11 protein-coding genes, 2 tRNA genes and 1 other RNA gene are annotated in these 14383 nt (G+C 74.4%); 6 read left to right on the forward strand and 8 right to left on the reverse strand.

Annotated features, from left to right (window positions below; all coding sequences use genetic code 11):
- The first annotated feature begins 23 nt into the window (after positions 1-23).
- A tRNA-Ser gene (locus tag ABZ249_RS11495) sits at positions 24-111 on the forward strand.
- Positions 112-305: 194 nt separating this feature from the next.
- Here ABZ249_RS11495 and ABZ249_RS11500 read toward each other — a convergent pair.
- Together ABZ249_RS11500 and ABZ249_RS11505 are read right to left on the reverse strand one after the other, a co-directional pair.
- On the reverse strand, positions 306-1157 hold the full coding sequence (locus ABZ249_RS11500; protein WP_355260612.1) for a substrate-binding domain-containing protein: 852 nt from the start codon (positions 1155-1157) through the stop codon (positions 306-308).
- Positions 1154-3619 carry a glycoside hydrolase family 2 protein gene (locus ABZ249_RS11505; RefSeq protein WP_355260615.1) on the reverse strand — a complete coding sequence of 822 codons (2466 nt, stop codon included), beginning with the start codon at positions 3617-3619 and terminating at the stop codon, positions 1154-1156. The genes ABZ249_RS11500 and ABZ249_RS11505 overlap by 4 nt, the downstream gene beginning before the upstream one ends.
- A 120-nt stretch (positions 3620-3739) precedes the next feature.
- On the opposite strand from ABZ249_RS11505, the gene ABZ249_RS11510 reads away from it, so the two are divergent.
- Positions 3740-4936 carry an ROK family transcriptional regulator gene (locus ABZ249_RS11510; RefSeq protein ID WP_355260618.1) on the forward strand — a complete coding sequence of 399 codons (1197 nt, stop codon included), beginning with the start codon at positions 3740-3742 and terminating at the stop codon, positions 4934-4936.
- Here ABZ249_RS11510 and ABZ249_RS11515 read toward each other — a convergent pair.
- The 4 genes from ABZ249_RS11515 to ABZ249_RS11530 all read right to left on the reverse strand — a co-directional run bounded on the left by ABZ249_RS11515 (position 4913) and on the right by ABZ249_RS11530 (position 9154).
- Positions 4913-5488 (reverse strand): PadR family transcriptional regulator, encoded by a 576-nt coding sequence (locus ABZ249_RS11515; protein WP_355260621.1) that lies wholly within the window; start codon positions 5486-5488, stop codon positions 4913-4915. The two genes, ABZ249_RS11510 and ABZ249_RS11515, sit on opposite strands and share 24 nt — an antisense overlap.
- 56 nt (positions 5489-5544) lie before the next feature.
- Complete coding sequence (locus ABZ249_RS11520) at positions 5545-7560, reverse strand: NADPH-dependent 2,4-dienoyl-CoA reductase (RefSeq protein WP_355260624.1); 2016 nt, start codon at positions 7558-7560, stop codon at positions 5545-5547.
- A gap of 117 nt (positions 7561-7677) precedes the next feature.
- Positions 7678-8457 (reverse strand): SGNH/GDSL hydrolase family protein, encoded by a 780-nt coding sequence (locus ABZ249_RS11525; protein ID WP_220563957.1) that lies wholly within the window; start codon positions 8455-8457, stop codon positions 7678-7680.
- Positions 8458-8515: 58 nt separating this feature from the next.
- Positions 8516-9154, reverse strand: a complete 639-nt coding sequence (locus ABZ249_RS11530; protein WP_355260627.1) for a maleylpyruvate isomerase family mycothiol-dependent enzyme — start codon at positions 9152-9154, stop codon at positions 8516-8518.
- 85 nt (positions 9155-9239) lie between these two features.
- On the opposite strand from ABZ249_RS11530, the gene ABZ249_RS11535 reads away from it, so the two are divergent.
- Both ABZ249_RS11535 and ABZ249_RS11540 read left to right on the forward strand, forming a co-directional pair.
- A complete protein-coding gene (locus ABZ249_RS11535; protein WP_355260630.1) occupies positions 9240-9683 on the forward strand; it encodes a MarR family winged helix-turn-helix transcriptional regulator in 444 nt (147 codons plus the stop codon).
- 94 nt (positions 9684-9777) lie between these two features.
- Positions 9778-10158: a DUF1330 domain-containing protein gene (locus tag ABZ249_RS11540; protein ID WP_355260633.1), complete on the forward strand. Its 381-nt coding sequence runs from the start codon at positions 9778-9780 to the stop codon at positions 10156-10158.
- Positions 10159-10406: 248 nt separating this feature from the next.
- On the opposite strand, the gene ABZ249_RS11545 is transcribed toward ABZ249_RS11540, so the two are convergent.
- A tRNA-Ser gene (locus tag ABZ249_RS11545) sits at positions 10407-10494 on the reverse strand.
- Positions 10495-10549: 55 nt separating this feature from the next.
- A complete protein-coding gene (locus ABZ249_RS11550; protein WP_355260636.1) occupies positions 10550-11890 on the reverse strand; it encodes a DUF2252 domain-containing protein in 1341 nt (446 codons plus the stop codon).
- 93 nt (positions 11891-11983) lie between these two features.
- On the opposite strand from ABZ249_RS11550, the gene ffs reads away from it, so the two are divergent.
- Positions 11984-12079, forward strand: an RNA gene (gene ffs, locus ABZ249_RS11555) — signal recognition particle sRNA small type.
- 108 nt (positions 12080-12187) lie between these two features.
- Positions 12188-14356 (forward strand): DNA polymerase III subunit gamma and tau, encoded by a 2169-nt coding sequence (locus tag ABZ249_RS11560; protein ID WP_355260639.1) that lies wholly within the window; start codon positions 12188-12190, stop codon positions 14354-14356.
- Positions 14357-14383 lie beyond the last annotated feature (27 nt).

Here is a 14383-nt window from a genome sequence, read left to right on the forward strand (position 1 = left end):
TCCGATCCGGTAGAGTTACCCGCGGTGGAGTCGCCTAGTGGCCGATGGCGCCCGCCTCGAAAGCGGGTAAGGGGCAACCCTTCGAGGGTTCAAATCCCTCCTCCACCGCCACCAGCCGCCCCCGGCACCGCCGGGGGCGGTTCTTTTGTGCCCGGACCGCGTGCCCGGTGCGGGAGCCGGGCCGGGGGCGCGGTCGGGGGTCGACAGGGCGGTATGGCGGTGAAGGGGCATGTCGGGATGTCGACGTGTCGACGGGTCCGCAGGGGGATCCGTCGACAGGACCGCTCGTCGACACGTCGACACCCCTACTCCGGGGCGGGGCCCGTGCTGCCGCGGGCGGTGAAGCGGGCGGCGGGCGACCAGCGTTCGGGGACGGGCAGGCCCCGGGCCGCCTCCAGGGCGGCCTCGGCGACCAGGGTGCCGTACCGGTGCACGTCGACGGTCATCGCGCTCAGCTCGGGGGAGACCAGGCGGCAGCGGGTGGAGTCGTCCCAGGCGACCAGGCTCAGCCGGGAGGGGACGTCCACGCCCAGCGAGCGGGCCGCCTCCAGGCCGCCGACCGCCATCACGTCGTTGTCGTACAGGATCGCGGTGGGCGGCCGCTCGGCCGACAGCAGCTCCGCGGTGAGCCGCGCGCCCGCCTCGTGCGAGTAGTCGCCCTCGGCGGTCACCGGCGCGGGCAGGCCCGCTTCGGCGCAGACCGCGGTGAGGGCGTCCGTGCGGGCGCGGGTGTGCAGCAGCCGTGCCGGGCCGCCGACCCGGGCGATGCGGCGGTGCCCGAGCCCGTGCAGCCGCTCCACCGCCTCCCGTACGGGGGAGGCGTGGTCGGAGAGGACCCCGGGCAGGCCCGCGCCCTCGGGCGCGCCGGCCACCACGAACGGCAGCCCCAGCCCGCGCAGCAGTTCCGGGCGCGGGTCGTCGAGCGTGGGGTTGACCACCGCGACGGCGTCCACCACCCCCCGCTCGGCCCAGCGGCGGTGGGCGGCGGCCTCCTCCTCGGCGGTGGACACCAGGTGCAGCATCACCCACATGTCGTGTGCGGCCAGCCGCTCCTCGATGCCGCCGATGAACTCCATGAAGAACGGCTCGGCGCTCAGCAGACGGCGCGGCCGGGCCAGGACCAGCCCGACCGCGCCTGCGCGCTCCGGCGCGCTCATCGCTTCCCGCGGGGGTGCAGGGAGGCCGCGCTGCGCAGCACCGGCTCCCGGGTGAACTCCGCCGGGTCGACCTCGGCCGCGGTGCGCACCAGGAAGGTATGCGACTCGCCCGGCAGCAGGTCGACGAGCATGTCGTCCACCTCGGCGTCGGGGGCGACCCGGTCGGCGAGCACGGACACGCCGCGGGCCAGCGACGCGGCGCTCACCCGGACCCGGTACCCGCCGGGGGCGGGCTCGGCCTCGGCGGTGAGGGCGTCGGGGTCGTAGGCCAGGTGGACGTCCTCGCGGAAGGGGTGCACCAGGCGGGTGTCGCCGGCGGTGGCCACCAGCACCTCCCGGGTGTCGTCGGCGGTCGCCAGCAGCGACCGGGGCGGTTCGTACTCGGCCGTGGACCGCGGCGGCACGGCCAGCGCGGTCTCGGTGCCGTCCAGTATCCCGCCCCCGAAGTGCCGGCGCTCCACCCGCAGCGGCGCCTCCCACGGCTCGTCGGTGTCGTTGACGGCGATGAGGACGAGCCGCCCGTCGCGGGGCTGGAGGGTGAGCAGGCGCGGGGCGTGGGCGGCGCGCAGCGCGTACCAGAGGGGCTTGCGCCGCCCCTGCCCGTCCACGGCCGCCCACGAGGTGACCGGCCAGCAGTCGTTGAGCTGCCAGACCAGGGACCCGGCGGTCCGCGGCCACCAGGACCGGTAGTGCTCCACCCCGAGCGCCACGGCGCGGGCCTGGTTGAGCTGGGTGGCCCAGTGCCAGTCGGCGAAGGTGGTGGGCGTGGGCAGGTGCAGGGTCAGGCCGCGGGCGAGCTTGCCGTTGCCGTCCTCGGCCTTCTGGTGGAGGAGGAAGACGGGGGACTCGGGCGTGAGCGGCTCGTCGTGGATCCACTCGGTGAGGGTGGACCAGGTGGGCGGCCCCTGGAACCCGAACTCGGAGCAGAACCGGGGCACGATGTCCCGGTAGGCGCGGTGGTCGGTGCGGTTCCACACGTCCCACTCGTGGCGGGTGCCGTGCGCCTCGGCGTTGGGGTGGGACTCCTCGGGGGTGAGGCCGGGGGAGTAGGGGCTGCCGTCGGAGTAGAACCGGGTGGGGTCGAGTTCGGCGACGATGCGGGGGAACAGCTCGGTGTAGTACCGGTGGCCCCAGGTGAGGTCGCCCAACTGCTCCTTCCAGCCCCAGTCCTCGTGGCCCCACAGGTTCTCGTTGCCGCCGTTCCACAGGGCGAGGGAGGGGTGGGAGGCCAGGCGGGCGACGTTCTCCCGGGCCTCGGCCTCGAACTCGCCCCACAGCGGTTCCTCTTCGGGGTAGGCCGCGCAGGCCAGCAGGAAGTCCTGCCAGACGAGGACGCCGCGCTCGTCGCAGACGTCGTAGAAGTCCTCGGTCTCGTAGATGCCGCCGCCCCAGACGCGCAGCATGTTCATGTGCGCGTCGACGGCCTGGCCGACGCGCTGTTCGAGCCGCTCGCGGGTGATCCGGGTGAGGAAGTGGTCGTCGGGGATCCAGTTGGCGCCCTTGGCGAAGATCGGGCGGCCGTTGACGGTCACGGTGAAGGGGGTGCCGTGGGCGTCGGGCTCGGTGTCCACGGTGACGGTGCGGAAGCCGATGCGGCGGTGCGCGGTGTCCGGCTCCGCCCCGTCCCGGCCCAGCGTGACGTCGAGGTCGTACAGCGGCTGGTCGCCGTAGCCGACGGGCCACCACAGGTCGGCGTCCGGCACCTCGACGGTGACGGTCCCCGACGCCGCGTCGGCGGCCAGGGCGGCGGTGGCGGTGCGCCCCGCGACCGTGGCGGTGAGGACGAGGGGGGTGTCCTCCCCGGCGCGTTCGATGTCGGCGTGGACCTCGACCCGGCCGGTGCCGTCGGGGTCGACGGTCACCAGGGGGCGGACGCCGGCCAGGCGGGCGGTGGTCCAGCGCTCCAGGCGGACCGGCTTCCAGATGCCCGCGGTCTGGAGGTCGGGTCCCCAGTCCCAGCCGAAGGAGCAGGCCATCTTGCGGACCATGTTGTAGGGGTGCGCGTTGACGTGGGGGCGGGCGCCCAGGCGTTCGCGCTGCTCCTCGGCGTAGGCCAGCGCGGAGCGCAGGTCGACGGTCAGCTCGTTGGACCCGGCGCGCAGGGCGGCGCGGGCGTCGAAGCGGTGGGAGCGGTGCATGTTGGCGGAGGTGCCGAGCACGTGCCCGTTGAGGGTGACGGTGGCGATGGTGTCCAGGCCGTCGAAGACGAGGTCGACGCGCTCACCGTCGGCGGGGGCGTCGGCGTCGAAGGTGAGGGTGTAGCGCCAGTCGGTGCGGTGCGCCCAGGCGAGCTCCGCCTCGGCCGCGTCCAGGTAGGGGTCGGGGATAAGGCCGGCGGCCAGCAGGTCGAGGTGGGTGCTCCCGGGCACCGCCGCGGGGATCTCCCGGCCGGCGATGTTCTCGGGGACGGGGCCGGCGGTGGCGGTCAGGCGCCATCCGTCGTGGAGGGTGTGGCTGGGCATCGTGCTCCTCGGATGCGGGCTGTGGTGCGAGGATTCTTTCTTCAATGAACTAAGTAAGTCAAGGGAGGGGTGGCGGCTACCCTGGGGCGCACCGAACACGCGGTACAGCCGGAGGTTCCCTTGGGACGGGCCATTCCCCACACGTCGAGCCGGGCCACGGTCCTCGACGTCATCCGGGCGGCCGGGACCATCAGCCGGTCCGGGCTGGCGGGCGCCACCGGGCTGACCCCGGCCACGGTCTCCACCGTTGTGCGCGGGCTGCTCGCCGACGGCCTGGTGACCGAGGTCGGCCGGGCCGAGTCCACCGGCGGCAAGCCCCGGGTGCTGCTGCGCCTGGCCCCCGCCTCCCGGTTCGCCGTCGGCGTGCACCTGGACGCGGGCGGCACCACCTACGCGCTCACCGACCTGACCGGCGCCGTCGTCTCCCGGATGTCCCACCCCGGGCCCCGGGACGCCGACCCCGGGGGAGAGCCCGAGAGCACGGCCCGCCGGGTGGACGCCCTGGTCGAGGGGGCCGGAGTGGACCGCGCGCGGCTGCTGGGCATCGGCCTGGTGTCCGCCTCCGGCGGCGCGGACGGGGGCCGGGAGCTGGAGCGGGCCTCCGGCCTGCCGGTGGTCACCGGCGACGACGCGACCGCGGCCGCCCTGGGCGAGTACTGGTCGGGCTCGGCCGGGCGCTCCTCGGTCCTGGTGGCGGTGCACACCGGTGCGTCCCTGGGGGCGGGGGTGCTGGTCGACGGCGTCCCCTACCGCGGCGCGCACGGCCGCGCGGGCGGGCTGGGGCACGTGTGCGTGGACATCGGGGGGCCGCCCTGCGCCTGCGGGGCCCGGGGCTGCCTGGAGGCGGTGGCGGGCCCCGCCGCCGTGGTCGCGGCCGCCCGTGACGCGGGGGTCGCCGGGGTACCCGGAGCGGACGGCGCCGCGGCCTCGGTGACCGCGGGGTTCGCGGCGGTGGTCCGGGCCTCCCGGGGTGGGGACGCGGCGGCGCGGGCCCTGCTGGAGCGGTCCGCCCGGTACACGGCGGTGGCGGTGCGCACCCTCGTCGGCGTGCTGGACCCGGACCTGGTGGTGCTCACCGGAACGGGGCAGGCGGTCGCGGGCGCGACCTACCTCCCGGCGGTGCGGCGGGAGCTGGAGGGCGCGTTCGCGGGCCGGCCGGGGGACCCGGTGCGGGTGCGGCTGTCGGAGTTCGCCGACACCGCCCCGGCGATCGGCGCGGCGGCGATGGTGCTCGGCTCGGCGCTGACCCCGCTGCGCACACCCGGGCTGCGGCTGCCCGAGGACCTGTCGGAGTCAGGCCCCGTTCCGGTCGGCTGAGGCCGCGGCGGCCGCGGGTGCGGTCGCGGAGAGCTCCTCCACGGCGCGGCTGAGCCAGGAGACCCAGCCGGTCTCCATGTCGATACCGCCGCGCAGCACCAGCAGCTGGATGCGCTCCTGTTCGGTGCGCGGGCCGTTCGGGTAGTCCCGGCGCTCGAACCGCCGGTACTCCTCCAGCCGGGCGCGGTGCAGGTCGCGGTGGCGGACCAGCTCGGGGAGCAGGTCGCCCACGCCCACCACCCCGGCGGCGCGCAGGCGCAGCGGCAGCGGGTCCCGGGACACCTTGGGGTCCTCCCGGCGGTCCACCCAGGCGCGCAGTTCCTCGCGGCCCTCGGGCAGGACCTCGTACTCCTTCTTCTGCCCCCGCGTGGGGACCGGCGAGGGCAGCGCGCGGATCAGCCCGGCCTGTTCGAGTTTGCCCAGCTCCCGGTAGATCTGCTGGTGGGTCGCCGACCAGAAGTACCCGATCGACCTGTCGAACCGCCGGGTCAGCTCGGACCCGGAGGAGGGCTTCTCCAGCAGGGCGGTCAGGATGGCGTGGGGCAGGGACATGTGCGCATTCTAGGTTCGGCCGGCGGGCGCGCTTCCGCGCCCGCCGTACGGGGCGGTCAGAGCGCCGCGGCCAGGCGTGTGCCCTGGTCGATGGCGCGCTTGGCGTCGAGTTCGGCGGCCACGTCGGCGCCGCCGATGAGGTGCGGGGTCACCCCGCGCCCGGCCAGCGCGTCGGCCAGGTCGCGGCGCGGGTCCTGGCCGGCGCACACCACGACGGTGTCCACCTCCAGCAGCCGGGGCTCGCCGCCGACCACGATGTGCAGGCCCTCGTCGTCGATCCGGGTGTACTCGACCCCGGCGAGCATCTCCACGCCACGGTGGCGCATCTCCAGGCGGTGGATCCACCCGGTGGTCTTGCCGAGCCCCGCGCCGACCTTGCTGGTCTTTCGCTGGAGCAGGTGGACGCGGCGCGGCGGGGCGGGGCGCTCGGGGGCGCGCAGGCCGCCGGGGGTGGTGTGGCCGGTGTCCACGCCCCACTGGCGGAAGAACTCGTCCGGGTCCAGGGAGGCACGCCCGCCGCCGTCCGTGAGGAACTCGGCGACGTCGAACCCGATGCCGCCCGCGCCGATGACGGCGACGCGCTCGCCCACCGGGGCGTTCTCGCGCAGCACGTCGACGTAGCCGACCACCTTGGGGTGGTCGATCCCGGGGATCTCCGGGGTGCGCGGGCTGACGCCGGTCGCCAGCACGACCTCGTCGTACCCGGCCAGGTCGTCGGCGCCCACCTCGGTCTTGAGGCGCACGTCCACACCGTGCTTGTCGAGCTGGACCCGGAAGTAGCGCAGGGTCTCGTCGAACTCCTCCTTGCCGGGCACCCGGCGGGCCATGTTCAGCTGCCCGCCGATCTCGTCGGCGGCGTCGAACAGGGTGACCTCGTGGCCGCGTTCGGCGGCCGACACCGAGAACGCCAGCCCGGCGGGGCCCGCGCCGACGACGGCGACCCGCTTGCGCAGGCGGGTGGGGGAGAGCACCAGCTCGGTCTCGTTGCAGGCGCGCGGGTTGACCAGGCAGGAGGTGATCTTGAGGCTGAAGGTGTGGTCCAGGCAGGCCTGGTTGCAGCCGATGCAGGTGTTGATCTCCTCGGAGCGCCCGGCGGCGGCCTTGGCCACGAACTCGGGGTCGGCGAGGAAGGGGCGGGCCATGGCGACCATGTCGGCCCGGCCGCTCGCGATGATCTCCTCGGCCACCTCGGGGGTGTTGATGCGGTTGACCGCCACCAGGGGGACGGACACCTCGCCCATGAGCTTCTCGGTGACCCAGCCGTAGGCGCCGCGCGGCACGGAGGTGGCGATGGTGGGGATGCGCGCCTCGTGCCAGCCGATGCCGGTGTTGATGATGGTGGCCCCGGCCGCCTCGACGGCCTTGGCGAGCCGGACGACCTCGTCGAACGTGGAGCCGTCGGGCACCAGGTCCAGCATGGACAGGCGGTAGACGATGATGAAGTCGGTGCCGACGCGCTCGCGGACCCGGCGCACGATCTCGACGGGGAAGCGCATGCGGTTCTCGTAGGAGCCGCCCCACTCGTCGTCGCGCCTGTTGGTGGCCGCGACGATGAACTGGTTGATGAGGTAGCCCTCGGAGCCCATGATCTCGACGCCGTCGTACCCGGCCTCGCGGGCCAGGGCGGCGGCGTTCGCGAAGTCCTCGATGGTCTGCTCGACCTCGTCGGCGGTGAGCTCGTGCGGGGTGAAGGGGTTGATGGGGGCCTGGATCGCGCTGGGGGCGACGAGGTCCTCGTTGAACGAGTAGCGCCCGGTGTGCAGGATCTGCATGGCGATGCGGCCGCCCTCGCGGTGCACGGCCCCGGTGATGATCCGGTGCTGCTCGACCTCGTCGCCATCGGTGAGCTTGGCGGCGCCCTTGAAGGTGGCTCCGCGGTCGTTGGGGCCGATGCCGCCGGTGATGATGAGGCCGACCCCGCCGCGGGCGCGCTCGGCGTAGAAGGCGGCCATCCGCTCGAAGCCGCCGGGGTGCTCCTCCAGCCCCAGGTGCATCGAGCCCATGATGACCCGGTTGGGCAGGGTGGTGAAGCCCAGGTCCAGGGGGGCCAGCAGGTGGGGGTACTCGGTCATCGTGTCTCCTCCGCGCGGGATGCCTCGCGGACCGTTGTCCGGGCGGCCCGCACCCTCATTATGCAACAAGTTGCAAAATGGGTCGCGGGCCGCCCCCGGAGGCGGGGGCGGCCCGGGTCAGGCGGCCTCGACGAGGGTCGGCACCGGGCGCTTGGCGGTGCGGCCGTCACCGGAGGAGCGCCCGCGCAGCCGCCGCATCACCCACGGACCCAGGAAGGTGCCCAGCCAGCGGACCTCGTCGGCCACCGTCAGCAGCGCGCCCGGCCGGGGCATCGCGGGCAGCGGCTCCGCCCACGAACCGTCCGCCCCGGGCAGCTCCAGCGCCGAGGCCAGCGCCCCGGCGATCCTGGCGTGCCCCAGCGGGGTGCAGTGCAGCCGGTCGGTCGCCCACAGCCGGCGGTCGGTGGAGATCTCGTACCGCGCGACATCGGCCACCACCACGCCGTGGCGCGCGGCCGCCGCGCGGATCCGCTCGTTGAAGTCCAGCACCCGCGGCACCAGGGGGCGCACCAGCGGGGCCACCTTGGCGATGTCGGGGAAGGTCAGCGTGGCCACCCGGGCGCCCGCCCCGGTCAGGGCGGCGAACATCGCCTCCAGGTCGCCGACGACCGCGTCGGCGTCGTACCCGGAGCGGATCACGTCGTTGACGCCGGCGAACACCGTGGCCACGGTCGGCTCCAGGGCCAGCGCGGGCTCCAGCTGCTCGGCCCGCACCTGTGCGGACAGCCGGCCGCGGATCGCGAGGTTCGCGTACTCCACCCGCGCCCCGGTCGCCGCCATCTTCTCGGCCAGCCTGTCCGCCCAGCCGCGCACCCCGGTGACGTCGTCCCCGTCCCCGACGCCCTCGGTGTGGCTGTCCCCGAGCGCGACGTAGCGCACCCCGTCCCCAGGACCCATTCCGGACTCCTCGTCTCGTGGCCTGGGGGCATCCTATTCCACAAAGTGATTAGTCGACTTATGTACCGGTCACTCGGACGAGCGCCGGAAGACCGGGTCCCGACAGCCGCTCCAGCATCGCCGTCCGCCCGGTGAGCAGCAGCAGGAACGCCAGGATCGGACCCTCCACCCGCTCGCCCGCGCCGACCGCCCAGTCGGTGTCGGTCGCCACCAGGCGCAGGCCGGCCAGCCTCTTCGCGGCATGGAACGGCCACCCCATCGACCACACCCGGTCCGCCCCGGCCCGGACCGCGTCCACGGGGGCCGGGTGGTCGATGCCCAGCGGCACCGCGATGTCCTGGGCGTGCACCAGGGTGTCGAACAGGATGTTCTCGTAGTTGGTCAGCGCCACGAGGTCCCGCGACGACGCGTACTCGCGCAACTCGCCCACCAGGTCGACACCGGGTTCGCTGGCGTGCCTGATCGACACGTCGCGGATCATCCGGTCGTACGAGCCGCCCGCCCGCACGAATTCCTTGAACACCGTGGACAGGGAGGTGAGTTGCGGAGTGAAGGCCACGTGGCCCGCCACATCGCGCACCCGCCACCGCGTGCACAGGGAGGGCGCCTCCCACTGCCCTTCGGTGAGCCCCTCCAGGAGATCGGCGAGTGCGAGCCGCTCCCGCTCGATGACCCGCCAACTGTCGTCCCGGTCCATCGCGGCCTCCCGGTGGCGCGATATCGGTAAGCTTCTCTGACCAATAAGATCAGAAAAGCTGACGGTATTCCAGGGGGTGGTGCGAATGGGCGCCGAAGAATCCGAGCTCAACACGGGTCTGCTGCTCTTCATCCCCTACCGGGAGATGGAACGCCGCGTCTTCGCCGAGCTCGCCGCCCTGGGCTACGACGACATCACCCACGCCCAGGGGCGGGTGTTCCAGCGCGTGGCCCCGGGCGGCAGCCGCCTCACCGACCTCGCCGAGCAGGCCCGCATCACCAAGCAGAGCGCGGGCTTCCTCGTCGACCGCCTCGAAGAGGCCGGCTACGTCGAGCGCGTCCCCGATCCCACCGACGCCCGCGCCCGCCTCATCCGCGCCGCCCCCCGAGGCGAACGCGTCATCGCCGCGGCCTCCGGGATCGTCGCCCGTGTCGAGGCCGAGTGGACCGCCCACCTGGGCGCCCGCGACATGGCGGCCCTCCGCCGCATCCTCACCCGCCTGCGCGCCGTCACCGACCCCTACGCCTGACCGGGGCGGTCCGCGACGGCATACCGACTGGTCGGTTACCATGGCGGCCGTGGCGCGGCCGCGCCATCCACCCCCCACGGGCAAGGAGTTCCCGATGGCCGTCGACCCCTCCGGAACCGATCTCGAGACCCTGCTGGACGAGGACCCCGGCGGTCCCGTCGTCATGCTGAACCTGCTGCGCTTCGCCCCGGGCGGGCGTGCCTCCTACCAGGAGTACTCGCGGCTCGCGTCCCGCTTCCTGGCCGAATACGGCGGTGAACTCCTCTACGCCGGGGACGGGGCGACGCCCCTGGTGGCCGAGGAGGGGCAGGCGTGGGACGCGGTGCTGCTGGTGCGCTATCCCAGCAGGGAGGCGTTCGGCCGCATGATCGCCGACCCCGGTTACCGAGAGATCACCGCCCTGCGCTCACGCGCCCTGGCGGAGGCGGTCCTCCAGCCCACGACCCCCTGGGGCAGCGGGCGCCGGGCGCACTGACCGGGGAGGCCCGCGTCGGCGACCGCCGTACCCCCGGGCCGCCGCGGTCCGAGGCGCGGCCCTCCCGGCGGGCGGCTCCCCGCGCTCGACCGGCCTGCCTCCGCCGCCGCGACCCGCCAGACGACGGGGTGGCGGCCCGAGGGCCCCGGCCTCCTCGACGCGGGGTACCACTTCCACGAAGGGGACCGCCAACGACGAAGGCCCCGACCGGTGTCCGGTCGGGGCCTTCCGTTCGCCCTGGTGGGCGGTGGCGGAGGATAGGGGATTCGAACCCCTGAGAGGTTGCCCTCAACACGCTTTCCAAGCGTGCGCCCTAGGCCACTAGGCGAATCCTCCGCGAACAACTCTACAGGTTGTCGGAGTGTGCTTCGAACGGGTTTCTCCGGGCCCCTCAGCCGTGGCTGGAGCGGACCCCGGAGATGGCGTTGTTGCGGAACGCGTCGACGAACAGCGCGTGGTCCGCGCGCACCTGGGCGGCGTAGGCGTGCGCGAACGCGGCGCACCAGTCCACGAACTCCGTCTCGCGCCCGGCCAGCACGTTCATCAGCGCCTCCTCCACCTGCCAGTCCACGAGGGAGTCGTCGGCGTGGGAGTCGGACACGCAGTGCGCCTTGGCGGCGGCCCGGCCCAGGTATTCGAGCACCGGCGCGATGTCGGCGGGCTCGGTGAGCCCGTCCCAGTCCAGGTCGGTGGTGTAGGGCGACACCTCGCTCACCACGAACCCGCGCCCGTCCATCTCGGTGTGGCCGAGCAGCGGGTCGGTGTGGGCCTGGAGCGCCCGCTGGGACACGGCGGTGCGGTGCCCGTGGTGCTCGAACGCGTCCATGATCTCGGGGTCGCGCACCACCCGGGACGGGGCGGCGACGTTGCCCTGCTTCATCGACAGCACCAGGTCGTTCTCCCAGGCCTCGGAGGGGCCCTCCACCAGGAACGTGTACGCGGGCAGCCCCGCCGAGCCGATGCCGAACCCGCCGCTGCCCACCACGTCCTTGACCTCGTAGCTGAGGGAGCCGTGCCGCCGGTCGGACGGGATGGTGCCCAGGTAGGCGCGGTAGGCGGCCAGGACCCGTTCGCGCTCCGGGTCGTCGAGCCGGCGCACCTTGGGCCCCTCGCGGAACAGCCGGGCGTACCCCTGGCGCCGGGTCATCGACAGGAGCATGGCGGAGCGGCTGTTGGACCGGGCCCGCTGCAGGACGTCGTGGACGGTGCCGTCGGTGGTGCCGAGCTTGAGGGAGAAGTCGCGGTCGCCGCCGTCCTGGGCGAACGCCGCCACCTGGGAGACGTAGGAGCCGACGCAGCGGCGCACGAGCGCGTCGATGTCGTCGTCGGACAGGGCCTTGCGCCAGGCGGTCAGGGCGATGCTCGCCGACAGCCGCAGCACGTCCCAGGTGAAGTGGCCCGGGTAGGCCTCGTCGAAGTCGTTGACGTCGAACACGAAACGCCCGGTCGCGTCCATGTAGGTGCCGAAGTTCTCGCTGTGCAGATCGCCCTGGATCCACACCCGGGAGGTGCGCGCGTCGGCCCACGGGTCCTCGGCGTCGCCGACGTCGGCGTAGAACAGGGCGGCGCTGCCCCGGTAGAAGGCGAACGGGTCGGCCGCCATCCTGCGGAACTTGAACCGGAACGCCGCGGGCGCCGCCGACATCAGGTCGGCGAAGGCGTCCTCCAGCACGGAGACGATGAGGTCGCGGCGCCCTGGGGACCGGTCGACCGGGGAGTGGGGGTCGAACATGCGACCATCATCCCCCGGCGCGCGCCGCGGGGCCACGCGGTGGCCGGTCCCGGCCGGTTGCCCGAGCACCCCGGTGTTCGGATAGACTTCGGGGCAGACCCCTCGTGCGGCGTCATCCCATGAACCTCCCCAGGGCCGGAAGGCAGCAAGGATAAGTGGGCTCTGGCGGGTGCGCGGGGGGTCCTTTCTGTTTTCTCCGGCCCGGTCCACCCCAGGTTTCTCCCCGGAACCGGCGCGAGCTGTCGGTGCTCGCGGGTTGAATGGACCCGTGGCAGGGACCAGGGGAGTGATCACGCCGTGAGCATCGCGCTGTACCGCAAGTACCGTCCCGCGACGTTCGCCGAGGTGCGCGGACAGGAGCACGTGACCGAACCGCTGCGCCAGGCGCTGCGCAGCGGCCGGATCAACCACGCGTACCTGTTCAGCGGCCCCCGGGGCTGCGGCAAGACCACCAGCGCGCGCATCCTGGCCCGCTCCCTCAACTGCGCCCAGGGCCCCACCCCCGACCCGTGCGGCGAGTGCGACTCCTGTGTGGCGCTGGCCCCCGACGGCGGCGGCAGCATCGACGTCATCGAGATCGACGCGGCCTCCCACGGCGGTGTGGACGACGCCCGCGACCTGCGCGAACGCGCGTTCTTCGCGCCGGTCAGCTCGCGCTACAAGGTGTACATCATCGACGAGGCGCACATGGTGACCCGCGAGGGCTTCAACGCGCTGCTGAAACTGGTGGAGGAGCCCCCGCCGCACCTGAAGTTCGTGTTCGCGACCACCGAGCCGGAGAAGGTCATCGGCACCATCCGGTCGCGCACCCACCACTACCCGTTCCGGCTGATCCCGCCGAGCACCCTCCGGGAGCTCATGGAGGACCTGCTGGAGCAGGAGAAGGTGGCCTACGACCCGGCGGCGCTGCCGCTGGTGGTGCGGGCGGGCGCGGGTTCGGCCCGCGACACCCTGTCGGTGCTGGACCAGCTCATCGCGGGCTCGGACGACCAGGGCATCACCCGTGAGGGCGCGGTGTCCCTGCTGGGGTACACCGACTCCAGCCTGCTGGGCGAGATGGTGGACGCGCTGGGCGCGCGCGACGGCGCCGCGGTGTTCTCCCTGATCGACCGGATGGTGGAGGGCGGCCACGACCCCCGGCGGTTCGCCACGGACCTGCTGGAGCGGTTCCGCGACCTGGTGGTGCTGGCCGCGGTCCCGGACGCCCTGGACAAGGGCCTGGTGAACGTGGCCGCCGAGGCCGCCGACCAGATGAAGGCCCAGGCGACCCGGCTGGGCCCGGCCGAGCTGACCCGCGGCGCGGACATCCTCAACCAGGGCCTGACGGAGATGCGCGGGGCGACGGCGCCCCGGCTGGTGCTGGAGCTGATGTGCTCGCGCATCCTGCTGCCGTCGGCCGACGGCGACCAGGGCGCGCTGCTGGCCCGGCTGGAGCAGATGGAGCGGCGGATCGCCGCGGGTCCGGTGGCGCCCGCCGCGCCCGCCGCGTCGGCGGCACCCGTCCAGGCGCCGCAGCCCGCCCCGGCCCCCGCCGCGCCCGCGGCCCCGGAACAGCCCCGGCAGCCGCAGCCCGCGCCGCAGGAGCACCGCCGGCCGTCGCAGGCACAGCAGCCGCAGCCCAGGGCCGCCGAGCCAGACGGCTGGGACGCCGCACCGGCCCGGCGCGAACCCGCCCCGGCGGCGCCCGCGCCCGCCGCGTCCGCTCCCGCGCCCCAGGGCGGCGGGGCGGTGGACCTGGGCCGGATCCAGGCCTCCTGGACGCAGATCCTGGACGCGGTCAAGCGCCTGCGCCGCTTCACCTGGATGGTGCTGACCGGCAGCGACGTGCGCCCGGTCGGAGTGGAGGGCAACGCCGTCGTCCTCGGCTTCTCCCGGCCCAACGAGGCCCGGGGCTTCGGCAACAGCGGCAGCGACCAGGTGGTGGCCTCGGCCGTCCAGCAGGTGCTGGGCATGGAGGTGCGGGTGACCGCCGTCTCCGGGGGCGGCACTCCGGCCCCGGCGCCCGCTCCCGCCCGGCCGGCCGAGCCCGCGGGGTGGGACGCCCCCGCCCCGGCGGCCCAGCCCCCGGCCCCGGCCCCGGAGCGTCCGGCCGGCCCCCAGGAGGTCCGGGAGCAGCCCGCGCAGCCGCAGTCCGGACATCAGGAGCGGCCGGCGCCGCAGGCTCCGGCGGGACCGCCGCCGGACAGGATCGTCACCGGCCTCCAGGAGCCGCCGCCGGACCCCTACGAGGACGCCGCCGCGGCCCCGCCGCCGGAGGACTTCGGGCCCGAGCCGGCCGCCCCCGCCGCGCGCCCGGCCGCACCGGCGCCGAAGCCGGAGCCCGCCCAGGGCGCCGGGGCGCCCGAGCGGGCACCCGCCGCCGACGCCCGGCTCCCCCCGGGAGTGGGCGCCGCCCTCATCGAGACGCACCTGGGCGGCAGGGTCATCGAGGAGATCGAGCACGAGGCCCCGGACGCCTCCCTGTGACCCGGACGGACCCGCCCCGGCGGCCCG

This window comes from Nocardiopsis sp. NPDC006139 (genome assembly GCF_040614155.1).
GTDB classification, from domain to species: domain Bacteria; phylum Actinomycetota; class Actinomycetes; order Streptosporangiales; family Streptosporangiaceae; genus Nocardiopsis; species Nocardiopsis changdeensis.